Annotated in this window: 16 protein-coding genes; 8 read left to right on the top strand and 8 right to left on the bottom strand. The window is 36.2% G+C overall.

What is annotated here, in order from left to right:
• The first annotated feature begins 44 nt into the window (after positions 1-44).
• Genes serC through BMX49_RS07715 form a run of 5 tightly spaced genes read left to right on the top strand, consistent with a single transcriptional unit; the run spans position 45 to position 5,090 of the window.
• Positions 45-1,109, top strand: coding sequence for a 3-phosphoserine/phosphohydroxythreonine transaminase (gene serC, locus BMX49_RS07735; RefSeq protein WP_034716226.1), 1,065 nt, complete (start codon positions 45-47; stop codon positions 1,107-1,109).
• Complete coding sequence (locus tag BMX49_RS07730) at positions 1,109-2,071, top strand: D-2-hydroxyacid dehydrogenase (protein WP_034716227.1); 963 nt, start codon at positions 1,109-1,111, stop codon at positions 2,069-2,071. The genes serC and BMX49_RS07730 overlap by 1 nt, the downstream gene beginning before the upstream one ends.
• A 3-nt stretch (positions 2,072-2,074) precedes the next feature.
• Positions 2,075-3,319 carry a DUF1015 domain-containing protein gene (locus tag BMX49_RS07725; protein WP_034716228.1) on the top strand — a complete coding sequence of 415 codons (1,245 nt, stop codon included), beginning with the start codon at positions 2,075-2,077 and terminating at the stop codon, positions 3,317-3,319.
• Between the two features lie 53 nt (positions 3,320-3,372).
• Positions 3,373-4,737, top strand: a complete 1,365-nt coding sequence (locus BMX49_RS07720; RefSeq protein WP_034716230.1) for a M20/M25/M40 family metallo-hydrolase — start codon at positions 3,373-3,375, stop codon at positions 4,735-4,737.
• Positions 4,737-5,090 (top strand): diacylglycerol kinase family protein, encoded by a 354-nt coding sequence (locus BMX49_RS07715; protein ID WP_034716232.1) that lies wholly within the window; start codon positions 4,737-4,739, stop codon positions 5,088-5,090. Before BMX49_RS07720 ends, BMX49_RS07715 begins: the two co-directional genes overlap by 1 nt.
• Here the strand turns inward: BMX49_RS07715 and BMX49_RS07710 are convergent.
• From BMX49_RS07710 to BMX49_RS07695, 4 genes are all read right to left on the bottom strand, one after another.
• On the bottom strand, positions 5,074-5,859 hold the full coding sequence (locus BMX49_RS07710; protein ID WP_034716235.1) for a patatin-like phospholipase family protein: 786 nt from the start codon (positions 5,857-5,859) through the stop codon (positions 5,074-5,076). The two genes, BMX49_RS07715 and BMX49_RS07710, sit on opposite strands and share 17 nt — an antisense overlap.
• A 79-nt stretch (positions 5,860-5,938) precedes the next feature.
• Positions 5,939-7,882: a S9 family peptidase gene (locus tag BMX49_RS07705; RefSeq protein WP_051803510.1), complete on the bottom strand. Its 1,944-nt coding sequence runs from the start codon at positions 7,880-7,882 to the stop codon at positions 5,939-5,941.
• Between the two features lie 231 nt (positions 7,883-8,113).
• The gene (locus tag BMX49_RS07700; protein WP_126337081.1) at positions 8,114-8,695 is read right to left on the bottom strand and encodes a fasciclin domain-containing protein; all 582 of its coding nucleotides are present in this window, start codon (positions 8,693-8,695) and stop codon (positions 8,114-8,116) included.
• Positions 8,696-8,857: 162 nt separating this feature from the next.
• Positions 8,858-10,432 (bottom strand): amidohydrolase family protein, encoded by a 1,575-nt coding sequence (locus BMX49_RS07695; protein WP_034716236.1) that lies wholly within the window; start codon positions 10,430-10,432, stop codon positions 8,858-8,860.
• 224 nt (positions 10,433-10,656) lie between these two features.
• Here BMX49_RS07695 and BMX49_RS14710 point away from each other — a divergent pair, with 224 nt between their 5' ends.
• The 3 genes from BMX49_RS14710 (at position 10,657) to BMX49_RS07680 (ending at position 11,695) form a co-directional block, all read left to right on the top strand.
• Positions 10,657-10,797 (top strand): hypothetical protein, encoded by a 141-nt coding sequence (locus tag BMX49_RS14710; RefSeq protein ID WP_156030657.1) that lies wholly within the window; start codon positions 10,657-10,659, stop codon positions 10,795-10,797.
• A gap of 152 nt (positions 10,798-10,949) precedes the next feature.
• A complete protein-coding gene (locus tag BMX49_RS07685; protein WP_126337079.1) occupies positions 10,950-11,471 on the top strand; it encodes a hypothetical protein in 522 nt (173 codons plus the stop codon).
• Between the two features lie 35 nt (positions 11,472-11,506).
• Positions 11,507-11,695, top strand: coding sequence for a YodC family protein (locus tag BMX49_RS07680; protein WP_034716242.1), 189 nt, complete (start codon positions 11,507-11,509; stop codon positions 11,693-11,695).
• Between the two features lie 72 nt (positions 11,696-11,767).
• Here BMX49_RS07680 and lpdA read toward each other — a convergent pair whose 3' ends face one another.
• The 4 genes from lpdA to BMX49_RS07660 all read right to left on the bottom strand — a co-directional run bounded on the left by lpdA (position 11,768) and on the right by BMX49_RS07660 (position 17,322).
• Positions 11,768-13,159: a dihydrolipoyl dehydrogenase gene (gene lpdA / locus BMX49_RS07675; RefSeq protein ID WP_034716244.1), complete on the bottom strand. Its 1,392-nt coding sequence runs from the start codon at positions 13,157-13,159 to the stop codon at positions 11,768-11,770.
• A 92-nt stretch (positions 13,160-13,251) separates the two neighbouring features.
• Positions 13,252-13,878 (bottom strand): DUF305 domain-containing protein, encoded by a 627-nt coding sequence (locus BMX49_RS07670; protein WP_170166234.1) that lies wholly within the window; start codon positions 13,876-13,878, stop codon positions 13,252-13,254.
• A gap of 76 nt (positions 13,879-13,954) precedes the next feature.
• On the bottom strand, positions 13,955-16,384 hold the full coding sequence (locus tag BMX49_RS07665) for an alpha-ketoacid dehydrogenase subunit alpha/beta (RefSeq protein ID WP_034716248.1): 2,430 nt from the start codon (positions 16,382-16,384) through the stop codon (positions 13,955-13,957).
• Between the two features lie 707 nt (positions 16,385-17,091).
• Entirely contained in the window at positions 17,092-17,322 is a 231-nt protein-coding gene (locus BMX49_RS07660; RefSeq protein WP_034716250.1) for a hypothetical protein, read from the bottom strand.
• Positions 17,323-17,463 lie beyond the last annotated feature (141 nt).

The raw sequence follows: 17,463 nt of genomic DNA, 5'->3' as shown, positions 1-17,463 counted from the left end.
AATTCACGACGACTTTTCTTCCATCCTTATAAAAACCAAAAAGTATGAGTAAAAAACACAACTTCAGTGCAGGTCCCTGCATCTTACCACAGGAAGTTTTCCAAAAATCGGCTGAAGCAATTCTCGATTTTAATGGAAGCGGGTTATCTTTATTAGAGATTTCTCACCGTAGCAAAGATTTCGTAGCCGTAATGGACGAAGCCAGAGCGATTGTAAAGCGATTGATGAAGTTGGGCGATGATTATGAAGTTTTATATTTAGGTGGTGGCGCCAGTTTGCAGTTTGCAATGGTTCCCTTTAATTTAATGAAAACCGGAAACGGAAAAGCTGCTTATACAGATACTGGAACTTGGGCGGCAGGTGCCATTAAAGAAGGAAAAAAATTAGGAACGGTTGATGTAGTTGGGTCTTCAAAAGAAGACAATTATTCTTTCATTCCAAAAAAGTACACGGTAGGAAGTGATTACGATTATTTTCACTGCACCTCTAACAATACCATTTACGGAACTCAAATGAGAGAATTTCCGAAAGTAAATACTTTATTGGTTTGTGATATGAGTTCAGATATTTTTAGTCGTGTAATTGATTTTTCACAATTTGATCTAATCTATGCCGGCGCTCAAAAAAACATGGGTCCAGCTGGAGCAACTTTAGTCGTTGTGAAAAAAGAAATACTAGGAAAAACAGGAAGAGACATTCCTTCAATGTTAGATTATTCTTTGCACATTGCTAAAGAATCCATGTATAATACTCCACCCGTTTTCCCGGTTTACGCCTCACTTTTAACGTTACAACATTTAGATAAAAATGGTGGGATCGCTGCGGCAGAAGTTCAAAATGAAGCCAAGGCAAAGTTGCTTTATGACGAAATCGATCGAAATGCATTATTTGAAACTTTTTGTAATGGAGAAGATCGCTCCTTAATGAATGCTACTTTCAAGTTACTTGATGACACAAGAAAAGAGGAATTCGATAACGCCTGGAAAGCTGCCGGAATTAGTGGTCTGAACGGACATAGAAGTGTTGGCGGTTATCGTGCAAGCATGTATAATGCTCTGCCCATCGAAAGTGTTCAAGTTTTAGTTGACGTAATGAAAAATTTAAATTAATGATAGTTCTTGCTAATGACGGTCTTTCTAAAGCCGGAGAACAACTGCTAACTGAAGCAGGAATCGAAATTTTAGAAGCAAAAGTCTCACAGGAACATCTCATTAAATTCATTAATGAAAATCAAGTAGATGTCTTGTTGGTTAGAAGCGCTACCAAAGTCAGAAAAGATATTATCGACGCTTGTCCAGAGTTGAAAATCATCGGTCGCGGTGGGGTTGGCATGGATAATATTGATGTTGAATATGCAATTGAAAAAGGAAAATATGTAATCAATACGCCAAACGCATCATGTCGCTCCGTGGCAGAATTGGTCTTCGGTCACTTCTTTTCTTTGGCGCGATTTCTACATGAGTCCAACCGACTAATGCCGCTTGAAGGTGAAACTCATTTCAAAGACTTGAAAAAGTCATTTTCAAAGGCCGTTGAATTGGAAGGGAAAACCTTGGGAGTAATTGGATTTGGTGGAATTGGCCAAGAGGTAATTAAGATCGGTATTTCTCTCGGAATGAAAGTGAAAGTTCTGACCAGAAATGCAAAAACAGAAACAGTTTCAATCAATTTCTTTGATGGACAAGAAATTGAATTTAAGATTACTTCGACCAACGATACCAAAGAGTTTTTGAAAGACGTTGATTTTCTAAGTATCAATACCCCGAAAACAAAGGAATATATTATTGATTCAGCACAGTTTGAAATGATGAAAGACGGAGTTTTCATCGTCAACACTGCAAGGGGCGGAGTCATCAATGAAGTTACTTTGCTCGAAGCCATTGACAATGGAAAAGTTGCCGGTGCGGCGCTGGATGTTTTCGAAAAAGAACCCAATCCAGAATTGGCAATTTTAATGAATCCATACTTATCGCTTTCGCCTCATTTAGGTGGCAACACGCAAGATGCACAACAGAAAATTGGCAGGGAACTTGCAGAGCAAATTATAGCCATTAAAAAGAAATTATCCTAACATATGCCGACATTTAAACCATTCCGAGGAATTCGTCCGAGCGAGGATTATGTGGATATTTTTCCTACGCACCCCTTGGATAATTTCACGCAGGAAGAAATTCAAAAAAAATCTCAAATCGACTCGTCGTATATCCAAATGATCAAACCTTACGTGGTAAGTAAATCGAAAGATATCGACCGAAATCTTCGAAAGATCAGAACGAATTTTGAAGAACTTTTAGATGATCGGAAATTAATTCGAGATAATTCTTCCTATTATCTATATTCCCAAATTTTAGCGAATAAAACCATATTCCGCGGCCTTTTAGGCTTGGTTAGTGTGGAGGATTTTAAAAATGGAAAAATAAAAAAGCATGAATCTACGCTCACTTATCGTAAAGAAAAGCTGGCCTATTATTTAGATAAAGTTGATGTTCAGGCGGAGCCCGTTTTGCTGACTTATATGGCAAATCCGAAAGTGGAAATGCTGATGAACCATGAAGAGAAAAATGTTCCTGTCTTGAATTATTTAGATGAAAACGGAACCAGACATAAAGTTTGGCAAATCGACAATCGATTGAAGATGCTTCAGTTCAAAGAAGTTCTTGAGCAAATCGATTCCTTTTATATCGCCGACGGTCACCATCGGATTGGATCTGCTGCTCTTAACGCAGAAAACCAAAAAAACAAAAATAAGAAGCACTCTGGCACCGAATTATACAATTATGTTTTTAGCTATGTAGTCTCTAACCAATCCATCAAAATTCATGATTATAACAGACTTCTAGCCGATTTGAACGGACTAAGTGAAAAGGAATTTATAGCCGAAATTGAAAAGAATTTTCTTCTTCATGAAAAAGGGGAACAACCCTACTACCCTTCCCAGAAATTTCATATCTCCATGTATTTGGGTGGAAAGTTTTATTCTTTGCACGTTAAACATGAATTAAGAAAGCAACAGAGCGAACTGAATGACCTTGACCATTTATTGTTGGAGGAGTATATTTTCAAAGATATCTTAGGAATAGCCGATCCAAAAGAAACTGAGGCAATCACCTATATCAAAGGAACTTCTTCTATTGCAGGGATTAATGACATTAAAGAAAACGTAGATTCCGGTAAATTTAAAGTAGGTTTTGGAATTTATCCCGTAAGTTTCAATGACTTGTTAAAAGTGTCCGATAATAAAACGATTATGCCGCCGAAATGTACATATATCGAACCCAAATTAGTCACAGCTTTAGTTATGTACGATATGAAGCAATAATTGTACTTTTGTTATTAATTTTTTTTTAAATTTGAGTCATCAATTTAAATCCTATGAATTATTCAATTATAAAAATACTTCCGCTCTTTTTGGGCGGATTTTTATTTTCCCAGCAAAATTCTGATTCTATTCAATTCAAAAATATTTCTGATGAAATGTTGGTTAATGGAACAGCGTATGAAAATTTAAGAGATCTGACTCAAAACATCGGACATCGATTAAGTGGTTCCGCAGCTTATGAAAAATCCGTCGATTGGGCTGTTTTAAAATTAAGAGAAGCGGGTGCCGACAAAGTCTGGAAAGAAGAAGTGATGGTTCCTGTTTGGGAACGTGGCAAAGAATCCCTTCAAATAAAAGAAGGAAACGGAATATGGAAAACGTTGAGAATGCTTTCCTTGGGGAATTCTGAAGGAACAAAAGGAAAAGATTTAGAGGGAGAAATTGTATTTGTGAAAAATAAAGAAGAGTTCGATCAACTTCCTGATGCTGCCATAAAAGGGAAGATTATATTCTTTAATTATGCCTTCAACCAAAAATTTATTATGACAGGTCAGGCTTACGGTGATGCCTCAATTTACCGTAGAGCCACTGCTTCTTGGGCCGGAAAAAGAGGTGCAAAAGCCGTCCTTATCCGTTCGCTTTCTTCTGCGTTTGATGACGTTCCACATACTGGAGCGATGCGTTATGCAGAAGATGATACGACTAAAATCCCAGCTGTTGCTATTGGACCAAAAAGTGCTGATGAACTGGAGAAAACTTTAAAAACACAAAAAGTATTTGCTAAATTAAATTCTAATGCGGCCATGAAAGGAGAGAAACTTTCTCATTCAGTGATTGGAGAAATTACGGGCAAGAAAGATAAAAGCGTCATCGTGGTTGGTGGACATTTAGATTCTTGGGATGTGGGCGAAGGTGCGCAAGATGACGGCGCCGGAATCGTTCAAAGTATTGAAGTCTTGAGAACCTTTAAAAACCTCGGAATCAAAAATAACCACACGATTCGAGTTGTTTGTTTTGCCAATGAAGAAAACGGCGTAAAAGGCGGAAAACAATATGCTGAAAACATCAAGAAAAATAATGAGAAACATTTATTTGCCATTGAAAGTGATGGTGGCGGATTTACGCCGCGCGGAATTTCATTATTAATGGATCGTACAAAGCGCGAACAAATTCAATCTTGGAGAACATTATTTTTGCCGTACGGAATTCATAATTTTGAGTTAGAGTATGCCGGGACAGATATAGAACCCATGGAACCGCTAGGTGTTCCGTTAGCAGGACTAATCCCTGATTCGCAGAGATATTTCGACATCCATCATTCCGAGGAAGATACTTTTGATAAAGTCAACAGAAGAGAATTGCTTTTAGGAGCGGTAACGATGGGGCAATTAATTTATATGATTGATAAAAACTGGTAATGAGGAAACCGCCGATTCATAAAAGTTTTTGGAACGCCATTAAAGGCGCAGTTTGGATGCTAAAGTCTGAACGTAATTTTCAAATTGAAGTTTTCGCTTTGCTGGTTAACCTTTTCCTTATTGTTTATTTAAGGGTCTCTACCGTAGATGCAGCTATTATTTTGGTGGTCTGTTTTGCCGTTTTAAGTTTAGAGATTTTGAATACTTGTGTCGAAAAAATATGCGATATTATTCAGCCAGAGTATGACGAGAGAATTAAAATCATTAAAGACATGGCAGCCGGCTCTGTATTTATAATGACGATGGCTTCAGTGGTGGTTGGAGTTTTAATTTATTTTAAATATCTGTTTTGAAAATACTTTCATCGTAAGAAGACTTTGCTGCTTGATAACCTATCTCAAAATTCTCTTCTAATCGCTCTGCATTTCTTTCAAAAGTTCCATAGTTGGCTAATTTTTTAGACGTAATAATCCAGTCACAGTAAGAAAATTTATGAATTTCTGTGCGGTGCGACATTAATTCATAAGCTCTGGTTGTGACGGCTTTTATAGTGTTAAGATCTCCAATTTCAACATCTTGCGGAGGCGAAACATAAACGCCAATTAGCTTTTTACAGTCCAGATGAATGATATCTGCTGGAAAATTATTTAAAACGCCTCCGTCACTATACATTTTGTCGCCAACAATATAAGGCACCGTAATTCCAGGAATGGAGCAAGAGGCGATCACGGCATCGACAATTTTGTCACTGCCTTCAAAAATTTTCTGCTCGCCTGAAACCAATTCGGTAGCGATTATTTTCAAATTAATATCCAATTCTCCAATGGTCATGTCTTCAAAAATAGGATACAAATAATTTGAAAAAATTCTGGAAGAAACTAAGCCCGGTTTATTGAACGCAAAATGTCGCCAGTTAAAGAAATAGACCGATTTAAAAAAATCCAATATTTCCTCTCCAGATTTTCCGACGCCGTGCAGAGCGCCAACAATCGCGCCTGCGCTACAGCACGACAATACGTCTACGTTGATATTTTTCTCAGCCAGAAATTTTAAAACGCCTGCATGCGCAAGGCCTTTTGTTCCACCGCCGGAAAGAACCAAACCTAAATTATATTTTTCCATTTTAAATAAGTTAGACAAAAATAAGAAACCACAGACATAATCTGTGGTTTCCTGTTGTAATATTGCAATGCTGCAGTTACTAATTTAAGAGATACTCTTGCATAAACTTAATAACAGCCAGCCTTTGATAATCTACGTTTTCTTTTTTACGGAAACCGTGACCTTCATTTTTAGCTTCTAAATACCAAACGGTATTTCCTTGTGCTTTTAGTTTATCACGCATTTGCATCGCTTCAGTCACAGGAACTCTTGGATCGTTTGTTCCCTGAATAATGAACATTGGTTTTTTAATTTTATCGGTATTATTTAAAGGTGCAATCTTGGTGAAAAATTCACTCATTTTCGGATCGCGTTCATCACCATACTCTGCTCTTCTTAAATCACGTCGGTATTCTTCGGTATTTTTTAGGAAGGTGTTAAAGTCAGAAATTCCAACTACATCAACCGAACATCTGATTCGGTCTGCGTATTCATAAGCCGTTGCCAAAGTCATAAAACCTCCATAACTTCCGCCCATGATCATAATTCGGTCTTTATCGAGTTCTGGTTGTTTGGCAATCCAATCTAATAAAGAGTCGATGTCTTTCACAGAATTCATTCTATTGAAACCGTTGTCACTGGCAATATAAGTTTTACCGAAACCTGAAGACCCACGAACATTCGGGTAAATCAAAGCCACGCCCATTTCATTGGTGTAATAATTATTAGAACCCAAAGAAGACGCCATCGATTGTCCTTCCGGACCACCATGAATATTAATTAGAACTGGTCTTTTCCCAGTGAACTTTTTAGAAACTGGATAATAGAATCCAGAGATTTTCATCTTGTCAAAACTGGTCCATTCAATTAATTTTGGTTTTGACATATCAGCTTTCGGCATTTCTCCTTGCTCGCTGTCAGTCCATCTTTCGATTTTATTGGTGGCTAAATCCAATTTGTAAATATCAGAGGAAGAATCGTAAGTAGATTGTGCAAAAAATAATGATTTACCATCTTTGGTAAAGGCAGTTCCGTTAATCAATCCAACTGCTAAACCTTTAATCTCCGAATATTTCTTGGTAGAAGTATCCATCAGATATAATTTATTCAAGCCACTTTCATTAATTTCAAAAGCGATTTTTGATTTGTCTTTCGATAAAGATAAACCCGAAACTTCCCACGGAATCTCCGTTGTGAAATAATTGATTTTTTTCGTTTTCAAATTCATTAAAGCCAATCTCTTAAACTCATTATCACGATCGGTTACATACCAGATCTCATCGGAGTTCTTAGCGAACTTAGCACTGCTTTGAACAATCTGTTTTTCATTTCGATCGGTAATCGGTTCCAGTTTTTTGGTTTCCGTATCGAATAAATAAAGATGTGATTCATTTGCAGAAACATATTCGCCAATGATGAGTTTTTTGCCATCTTCAGATATATCAGAAATTCCCCAACCGCCGCCTTTCACTTCCAAAATCAATTTGGTTTCGTTCGGTTTTAACGGATTCATGAAATAAATATCCCGGTCGCCGCCATTTCTTTTGGTTGAAGAAAAGTAGAAACCTGAGCCATCTTTCTTCCAGCGCATACCGCCGTTTTGGGATCTTCCGCCATCTGTTAGCAGCGTGGATTCCATCGAATTCAAATCTAATTTAAAAAGTTGACCGAATTCATTTCCGCCAATGTCTTTTGAATAGACTAAATATTTTCCTTCTGTTGGTTCAAAATCTGCAGAATTCACAGGTTCATCAAAAAAGGTAATTTGTTTACGGTTGCCTAAAGGTTGCGTTAAATGGTGCAATTGATTGGTAGAAGCAAATCTGGTCACCATGATCAGCTCTTTTCCATTAGGATGAATTGCGGTAAAGTTCGCACTTCTGCTTTCGGTGTATTTCTTAATTTTTTCGTTTAAACTTTTCGGAATCGCGGGAATATTTTCGGTTATCAGATTCTCATTAGGAACGATGATATCATTCTTGGTTTGAGCAAAAAACGCTGCGCCAGTCAACAAAAAAACCGGAATAAAAGATTTCAGGTGCATAGATAATAATTTGATGTTAAGATAGAACTATTTGGGAAATAAAAACCAAGACTTTAAAATTTGATTTACCTGTAATTACTAAAGCCAGAAAACTTTACGCAACTCGAGTTAGAAATTCAAAGACTGTTTAAAAGACCGATTATTTAAATAACAATAAAAAAAGTTGTGGTGAATTTTCAAAAAAAAACCGTTGTATTGCTACAACGGTTTATAAATGAGAGGTTTGAAACCTTATTTAGGCATCACTACCGTATCAATTGCATGAATTACTCCATTAGAAGCTGGTACGTCAGCCATCACAACTTCCGCTGTTCCTCCGTTAGCATCCGTTAACATAACTTTATCGCCTTTTAAACTTAAGTCGATTTTTCCACCTTGAACGGTTGTAACGGTATATTTTCCGTTGTTCTTGTTGATAGCGTCAATTACTGCAGCAGCGTCAAATTTCCCTGCTACAACGTGATATGTCAAAACTGATTTCAGTTTATCCATACTTTCAGGTTTCAATAAACCATCTACCGTTCCGGCAGGAAGTTTATCAAAGGCAGCGTTGGTTGGTGCAAAAACGGTGAAAGGACCGTCTCCACTCAACGTTTCAACTAATCCTGCTGCTTTTACTGCCGCTACCAATGTTGAGAAGTCTGCGTTTCCAGATGCTACTTCTACAATGTTTGGTGTTGTAACTACTACTGTAGTATCCATCGGTGCTGCTGACGAATCAGTCATGTCTGTTGTGACTGCTTCTTTTTTCTCACAAGAAGCCGCTAGTACTCCTACAACCAAAAAGGCACAAATTGTTTTTACTAATTTCATAATCAATGTTTAAATTTTAAATTAATTTGCTCGAAGATAGACTTAAATATGATTCATCTAATATCGTTAACGATAATTTTTAACGATGACTGTAAATGTTAAAATAATCTTAGTTTTGACCGCCGAAATTGATCCTCGCCATCGTAATATTTATAATTGGTCTTAATTAAATCGAGATTTTACGAAAGCGATTCCATTATTGTAAAAAAGATCTTCGACGAAAGTATCGGTGTTTAATTCGTGCGACCATTTTTTAGAATCCTCCATCGAGTTTAGGAAATAACCGAAATTCATTCGTACATAACTCTTGAGATTCGCCATTTTATCAACGGTTGAAATATTGAGAAAAGGATTAATCAAACCGTCGTAATCGCTGCCTACCGTAATTTGTTTCTGGGCTTTTTTGAGATCAATTCCGTTGGCTTTGCAAACTTTCAAATAATGATAGAGGTGATTTAAAAAGTGATCATAAAAATATTCATCACGCTGTGGAATCGATTGTTCGGTACATTCTTCCAGTTCTGCCATCGTTAAACTAAAATCATCATCAATGCTTTTGCCAATATCCTGATTCTTAATTCCCAAAGCGGCCCATTCTGTTTTGCTGAAATATTCTTTATCCACAATTCGGTCAGAGGTTGAATCTTGTCCGGTTGGTTTTTCATCGTTGCGATCAACATATCCTAAAATTCGTCTGTCCAAAGAAACTCCAATCACTCCCCCATTTTTTACGATCCAGGAGATTTCTTCATCGAATAAATTAATGGTGGATGAATTAAAGGTTGGAAACCCTGGTCTGGTCAGCATTTTTTCAGAGTCAAAAGGTTTGGTGTGCTCCACATAAATCGCACCTGAAAGTGGTTTTTTGACTTGCATGTAACCTGGCCAGTTTTTAAAAGAAGTTCCGATGAATCCAGCATGCGTGCAAACTAAAGGTTGTTTGTTTTTAAACTTTCCGGTATCTATTTCGGTCATTAAATCTTTACGCGATTTATAACTTAGGTGTTTTACATCGACACAAATTTTCCGGTCAAATAAACCTTGCACGACTTTTCGTCCATCATTTTCGAAACCATTTCCTGTTGGAAGAAAATCCGTAGAATTAGAAATCTGCATTCCAAAAGCGTGATTGCAAAGACTGGATTGTTGCAAATGCGTAATATTAACCGCAAGCACATTCACTTTTGCCAGAACTTTATCCAAGTTTTTTAAAATGGTATCGGGATTATATTTGTGAGTCGCGTCGCAGAAATTATTGTCATCTGCCACAGAATGGCAACCTTCAATAATAAAGAAAATATTGACTTTATTTTTCGGAAGTCCCGTTTTGAAACTGTCTTTTGTGAGAATATTGAAAGAAGTTTTTGCGTCGAGATATGGTTGCAAAGTTCTGTTCATTAGGAAATCGCTGAAAGCTTTGTATTGATTATTTTCAATTTTCGCTAAAAGCGTTGTAGAAAGTTTATAACGCGAACTTGACTTTAAATACGGAATTAAAGGAATGACTGCTTTTGCAACATACCGTTCGGGACTATAAAGAACAGCGCCAACAACCACTTCTTCATTAAACTGCGCGAGTTGGGATTGATGTATCTGGGACTCAATTATATTCGGAAGATCCGACATGAATCGGGGTAGAAAAGCGACATCGCTTTTGTAAATCAGAGAATCAATATTGGGTGAGTCACTGAATAATTGTTTCAAAATCGGGTGGCAATGAAAATCGAAGAATCTCATGGTTTTGTGTTTTTAGTTTACACAAATGTAGGAAATGTTGGTTTTAAAAATTTATTTTTGATGTTAAATTATTGAAAAGCAAAGTGTTGGAAATTCGTTTTTTAAAACTTTTATACTTCGAATTCATTTAAGGAGAAATGCTTCCACATAAATTGAAACTTAAATTTTGCGTTTTTTGTCCTTTTAAAGGTTTTTTATTGCAATTATCTTATGAAATTGCTGAAATGCTTAGATTATCAATTAAGGAAATGATTCCGCAATGTTGTTTTATTATTTCTGCACCTTCAAGTACCATTTCTGCAGCCTCAAATGCCATTTCTGACACCTCGAATATCATTTCTACATTCAATTTTTATGCAGATTGATAAGAGTATTTGTCTTAAATAGCTCAAATCGGAGACTTTGCGCAGCATGTAATTTTTGCGTTTTCAAAGGAATTAAATAGAATTTGTTCTACCAGATAAAATCCAACTTTTTTTACTGGGAAATGTTTGATATTTTTACAAAAACCAAAAATATGGATAAGAAAATAATCTTTGCTAATCAGTCAACAATTCAAATAAATATTATGAAAGTTGATGGAATAAAACTTAGTAAAAGTCTGATTGAACAAATACCTGTGGCATTTCCTTTTGACAATGAGTATAATTTTAAGGGTGATAAAATATTTGGATTTGCTAAAACTGGAAAGTCAAACCCTTCTAATCCTAACGGAAGATGGATTTATTCTGTGATTTGCGAAAAGGATGGTAAGCTTATTAAATTTGATATTGGAAGGCTAATCTCGATCATAAATGTTAAACCAAAAACAATGTTAGATGATTTCTCCATACGTGCAGTTAAGGAAATGATTGGTGACGATTCTTCACTTTTTAACATAGAGGAAAATTCCTTGGATGGAGTACAATACAACAGAAATAGCTCTGACTATAATATGGAAAAATTGTTAACTAAAGATGGAAACAATAAATTTTTTGGGATTATAAATAAAGTGAAATCGTTTTATTTAGAGTTGCAGAACCATCAAATTTATATTTAAAATTTTCTATATTTGAATACATAAAAATATAAACAATGGAAAGCGAAAAATTTAAATCAGGTGATTTGGTACAGCTAAAATCAGGAGGACCAACCATGACTATCAGACGATATGATTCTACACGTCACAATTGGTACTGTGATTGGTTTGATATTAATGGAGAACATAAAATGCAAACTTTTCGTGGAGACCAACTCGAAACTGTTAATGCAGTAAAAGGTTAATTAACAAAAAAATTCAAAATAAAAAAACTCCAGCAAATCACTGGAGTTTTGTATATCAATATTTCGAATATTTTAGATGTGAATCACTTCGCCGTAAGCGGCAGCAACTGCTTCCATCACTGCTTCGGAGATGGTTGGATGCGGGTGAATTGATTTTAAAACTTCGTGACCGGTTGTTTCTAATTTACGCGCTACAACTGCTTCTGCAATCATATCGGTAACGCCGTCGCCGACCATATGACAACCCAGCCATTCGCCGTATTTGGCATCGAAAATCACTTTGATGAAACCATCGGTATCACCGTTTGCTGTTGCTTTTCCGGAAGCCGAGAACGGGAACTTACCTACTTTCAATTCGTAACCTTTTTCCTTCGCTTGCTTCTCGGTTAAACCAACAGATGCCACTTCTGGATGAGCATATGTACAACCCGGAATATTTCCGTAATCGATTTTTTCTACGTGAAGTCCTTTGATTTTTTCAACACACGTAATTCCTTCTGCAGACGCAACGTGCGCTAAAGCTTGGGTCGCCAAAATATCACCAATTGCATAATAGCCCGGAACAGAAGTTTCGTACCATTCGTTCACCAAAACTTTTCCTTTATCAGTCTGAATTCCTACTTCTTCGAAACCTTGACCTTCAATATTAGAAGCGATTCCAACCGCTGAAAGTAAAATATCTGCTTCTAAAGTGATGTTTCCAGTTGCTGTTTCCACGGTAGCTTTTACGCCGTTTCCAGAAGTATCCACAGATTCTACGGAAGCGTTGGTCATGATTTCAATCCCTGATTTTTTCAAAGATTTCTCCACGTGTTTTGAGGTATCTTCATCTTCCACAGGAAGAATATTTGGCATGAATTCTACCACAGTTACTTTCGTTCCCATCGTGTTATAGAAATCAGCGAACTCAATTCCGATCGCACCTGAACCAACAACGATCATCGATTTAGGTTGCTCTGGAAGAACCATCGCTTGACGGTATCCGATTATTTTTTTTCCATCTTGTGGAATATTTGGCAATTCTCTCGAACGAGCTCCAGTTGCGATAATGATATGTTCCCCTGAATATTCAGTTGCTTTTCCATCTTTATCGGTTACAGAAACTTTTTTACCTTTTTGAATTTTGGCAGTTCCCATGATGACGTCAATCTTATTTTTCTTCATCAAGAATGCAATTCCACCACTCATTTTCGTGGCAACTCCTCTACTTCTCTGGATGACTTTTGAAAAATCAAAACCAGGATTTTCTACTTTATTTAAACCGTATTGTTCGGCTTGTTGTAAATATTTAAAAACGTGTGCAGATTTAAGCAAAGCTTTGGTTGGGATACAACCCCAGTTCAAGCAAATTCCGCCCAAGCTTTCTTTTTCAATAATGGCAGTTTTAAAACCTAATTGTGCGGCTCTGATTGCCGTAACGTAACCACCAGGTCCACTCCCAATGACAATAATATCGTAGTTCATTATTTAAAAATTTGATGCGAATTTACGGAAAATTTTTGAGGAAGTTTGGATGATTTTTGTATGGAAAGTGGTTATCTGTTTCAAATTTAATTTTAATTTTTCTGCAGCCACATTTCAAGTTCAGCAATCTCTTTCTTCTGCTCACTAACAATACTTTTAGAAAGTTTCCATAAGTCAGGTTGTTTACCAAATTTTAAATACACTTCTGCCATTTCCACGGCACTCTTATGATGCGGAATCATCTGCTGCGCGTAATCTTTGTCGATATCGTCGTGAACTTTAATATTTTTATCCATCATCGCCGCCATGGACTGATTTAAGGCTTGCTGAAATGTTTCGTAATCTGTAGAAATTTCGCGGGTATTTTGAAAGTTCTTCATCTGCTCAATTTCTGTGTTTTGAGCAGCGATTACTTTCTCAGCAAACGATTTTAATACAGGATCTTTTCCTTTTTTAAGAAGTAGTTCTGACATTTCCACGGCACCGACATGGTGGGCAATCATCATGATCGCAAAATCTGCATTATTATTTCTACTCGGTGTTTGATCATGCATTTTCACCATCATATCGTCCATCAAAGTAACCATTTCATTTACCGGAAAGATTTTCTCATGCTTATGATCCACGTGATCAATTGTAGGTTCGGCAACGGCAGCCTCAGTTTTCTGACAAGAAACAACCAGCGCTGCAAAAGCTATGGGTAACAATATATTTTTCATATCAATAAAATTTGAACGAGCCATGCAAGAAGTGTGCATAAAAAAAGCAAACCGAAGTTTGCTTTATATTTTTGAATTAAATCTTCGGAAATTTTTCTGGATTTGTTTCTGTAAACAGGGCGTAAACCTTTTCGACCATATCATCAACACTTGGTTTGCTGAAGTAATCTCCATCACTTCCATACGGTGGACGGTGATTTTCGGCAGAAATTGTTAATGGATCAGAATCTAAATATCTAAAGGCTTTTTGTTTCTCTAAAATCTGCTGAAGAATAAAGGCAGATGCACCACCTTCAACATCTTCATCGATGATTACCAATCTATTTGTTTTCTTTACACTTTCAGAAATCTCATGACTTAAATCAAATGGAATTAACGATTGAATATCAATTACTTCTGCGGAGATTCCGATTTTCTCCAATTCGGCAGCAGCTTCCGTTACTAGTCTCCAAGTGGAACCGTAAGTAACTAAAGTAACATCTGAACCTTCTTTGGTCACTTCAATTTTCCCAACTGGAATCGTGAATTCTCCTAAGTTATCAGGTTGCTTTTCTTTCAAACGGTAACCGTTTAGACATTCAATAATTAATGCTGGTTCATCCGCTTGAAGCATGGTATTATAAAATCCTGCAGCAATCGTTAAGTTACGAGGTACTAGAACTAAAATCCCTTTTGAAAGATTAAGAATTCCGGCCATCGGTGAACCTGAATGCCAAACTCCTTCTAATCGGTGTCCACGAGTTCTGATGATTAACGGTGCTTTTTGTCCACCTCTTGTTCTGTATTGAACAGTTGCCAAATCGTCGCTCATTCCTTGCAGACAGTAAAGAATATAATCTAAATATTGAATTTCTGCAATCGGTCTTAATCCACGCATGGCCATTCCGATTCCTTGTCCAAGAATCGTTGCTTCCCGAATTCCGGTATCTGCGATTCTTAACTCGCCATACTTTTCTTGAAGTCCTTCTAAACCTTGATTTACATCACCAATATTTCCGGCATCTTCACCAAAGATTAAAGTTTCAGGATATTTGCCAAAGATTTTATCGAAGTTATTTCTCACTACAACTCTACCGTCAACGGTTTCTGACGAGTCAGAAAAAATGGGCGCAACTTCTTTAACGTTCGTCGCTTTCCAGTCGGATTGCGAATATAAATGAGAGGAATAATTCTCTTTTTCAACGGTGAAAACTTCTTCGAATTTACTTTGAAGGTTTTGTCTTTCTGCCGATTGATTTGTTCTGGTAAGCAATAATGATTTTCTAATCAAATGAAAAATATCTTTCTTCGCCACCGTAACCACTGCCTTGAATTTTTCCAATTCTGCAGCCACTTCAGTATTTTGTGCTTTTAAAGTTTCTACAAAAGGAAGGACAGACTCTCTTAAATCTTGAATTGATTTTTGATAATCTTCCCAAGCTTTTTTCTGACCGTTCTTAACAAACTTCTTGGCCTCCTCTTCAATTTTTTCTAATTCTTCAGCGGTCGTTAGCTGTTGCTCTTTACCTTCTATTTCAATTGAATAATCGAGGATCCATTCTTTAAATTTCAGTAATCCGTCGAATTCACCTTCCCATTTCAATCGGTCTTCATTTTTATATCTTTCGTGGGATCCGGAAGTTGAATGACCTTGTGGTTGAGTGACTTCAATAACGTGAACGACAACCGGAACACTTTCTGTTCTTGCAAAATGCTCGGCTTTTGCATAAGCGTCCAAAAGCGACGGATAATCCCAAGCTTTTACTTGAATAATTTCACATCCTTGATTTTCGCCTTCTTTTCTTTGGAAACCGGACAGCATTTCTGCAATATCCGCTTTTGCTCTTTGGTTGTGAGTAGGAACAGAAATCCCGTAACCATCATCCCAAATCGAAGTGATCATTGGAACTTGTAAAGCACAAGCAGCATTTAAAGTTTCCCAAAAATGTCCTTCTGCCGTCGAGGCATCTCCAATTGTTCCGAAAGCAACTTCATTTCCATTATTCGAAAACTTTTCTGAACCTTCAAATTTTACAGATTTATATACTTTGGAAGCCATGGCTAATCCTAATAACCGAGGCATTTGTCCGGCTGTTGGAGAAATATCAGAAGAGATGTTTTTTTGCTGCATTAAGTTTTTCCAACTTCCGTCTTCGTTCAAACTTCTGGTCGCATAATGACCATTCATTTGACGTCCTGCAGAAGCGGGCTCGCGTTCAATACTCGTATCTGCGTACAATTGAGCGAAGAAACTTTCAACAGTTACAGCACCAATAGCGAAAGCGAAGGTTTGATCACGATAATATCCAGATCGGAAATCACCATCTTTAAAAACCTTTGCCATTGCCAACTGTGGTAATTCTTTACCATCGCCGAAAATACCGAATTTAGCCTTTCCGGTCAGCACTTCTCGTCTGCCGAGATATGACATCTCCCGACTTATCCTTCCCAATTTATAATCTTCTAAGATTTGGTTCTTGAAGTCCTGAAAAGATATCTGCTGCGTTTCAATATAGGTAGTTTCCATAAAATCTGAATTTGTACAAATATAAATAATTGATTTGAATCTAGAAAACAGTAATTATTTATTTTGATAATATTACATTTTTTTCTTTTATATTTTATAAATTTGATAATATCTATTTTTTCGTTAAAACTAATCTAAATTAATTAAAAAATTGACCCAGATATTTAATTTATATTCAGTGTTATTAGGGTTTTGATTAGTCATCCTGATCTCTTTGGAGATAACGAATATAAGCGACCGTACCTTCATCGACGAAATCGCCGACTTGCTAACATTTGCCTATCTATAAGTTGTTTCACATGGCAGTTGGAATCGTAGAAGAAAAACTAGAAATAAAATGCGGAAGAATTGCAGATTATTTATTTTTGGTCGCCCTTTTTCGTATTTCCATATCTGTTAATTTTAGTGACCATCAATACATTTTATAAATTTTTAAATAATAAAAAATCGGAAGAAAATTTAATTTATTCCGATTTGCGTAAAATATAAAAGTGAAATATAAAAAGTCAGTTTAGTTTTTTGTTAAGATTTTATTTAATTAAAAATTTTATCAATTATGAGCAGTTTCGTTCTTGCGCTGGATAATTTTTTTTAAAAAGAAGACATGATCAAATCGCTATTTCTTATTTTTTTTAAAAAGATTCTTTCGCGAATAAATTCGCGAAAGAACCAACACAAATGATGAAAAAAAAATTCTTATTAAAAGCTTACTTTTTTGGTGGAGGTAAAATTTCTCCATCAACAAAAGAAGCTGTGTTATTATTTTGATTTGTATTTACAGAATTAGCATTATCCATTTGTAATGATGTGGCTGAAGAGTCCTGTACTCTTTGCAAAGTTGCTGCTTCTTCTGGAGATAATACTTCGTCAGCCTGTCTGCAAGATTGTATCGTTAATGTAGTGAAAACTACTGCTGAGATAAACGCTAATTTTTTCATATGTTTTATTTTTTACAAATGTATTCTACTTAGGAAGTATGAAGCAAAAAAAACAACCGTTAGTTTATAAAAAATCGCAAGGTTATTGTAAATTATATGCAGTTATTTAAAAAAAATTGCAGTATTATTGTAAAACTAATG

Origin of the sequence: Kaistella antarctica (assembly GCF_900109615.1) — a bacterium.
GTDB lineage: Bacteria > Bacteroidota > Bacteroidia > Flavobacteriales > Weeksellaceae > Kaistella > Kaistella antarctica.
The sequence above is the reverse complement of the archived record's forward strand: the minus strand, read 5'-3'. Positions and strand labels throughout refer to the sequence as shown.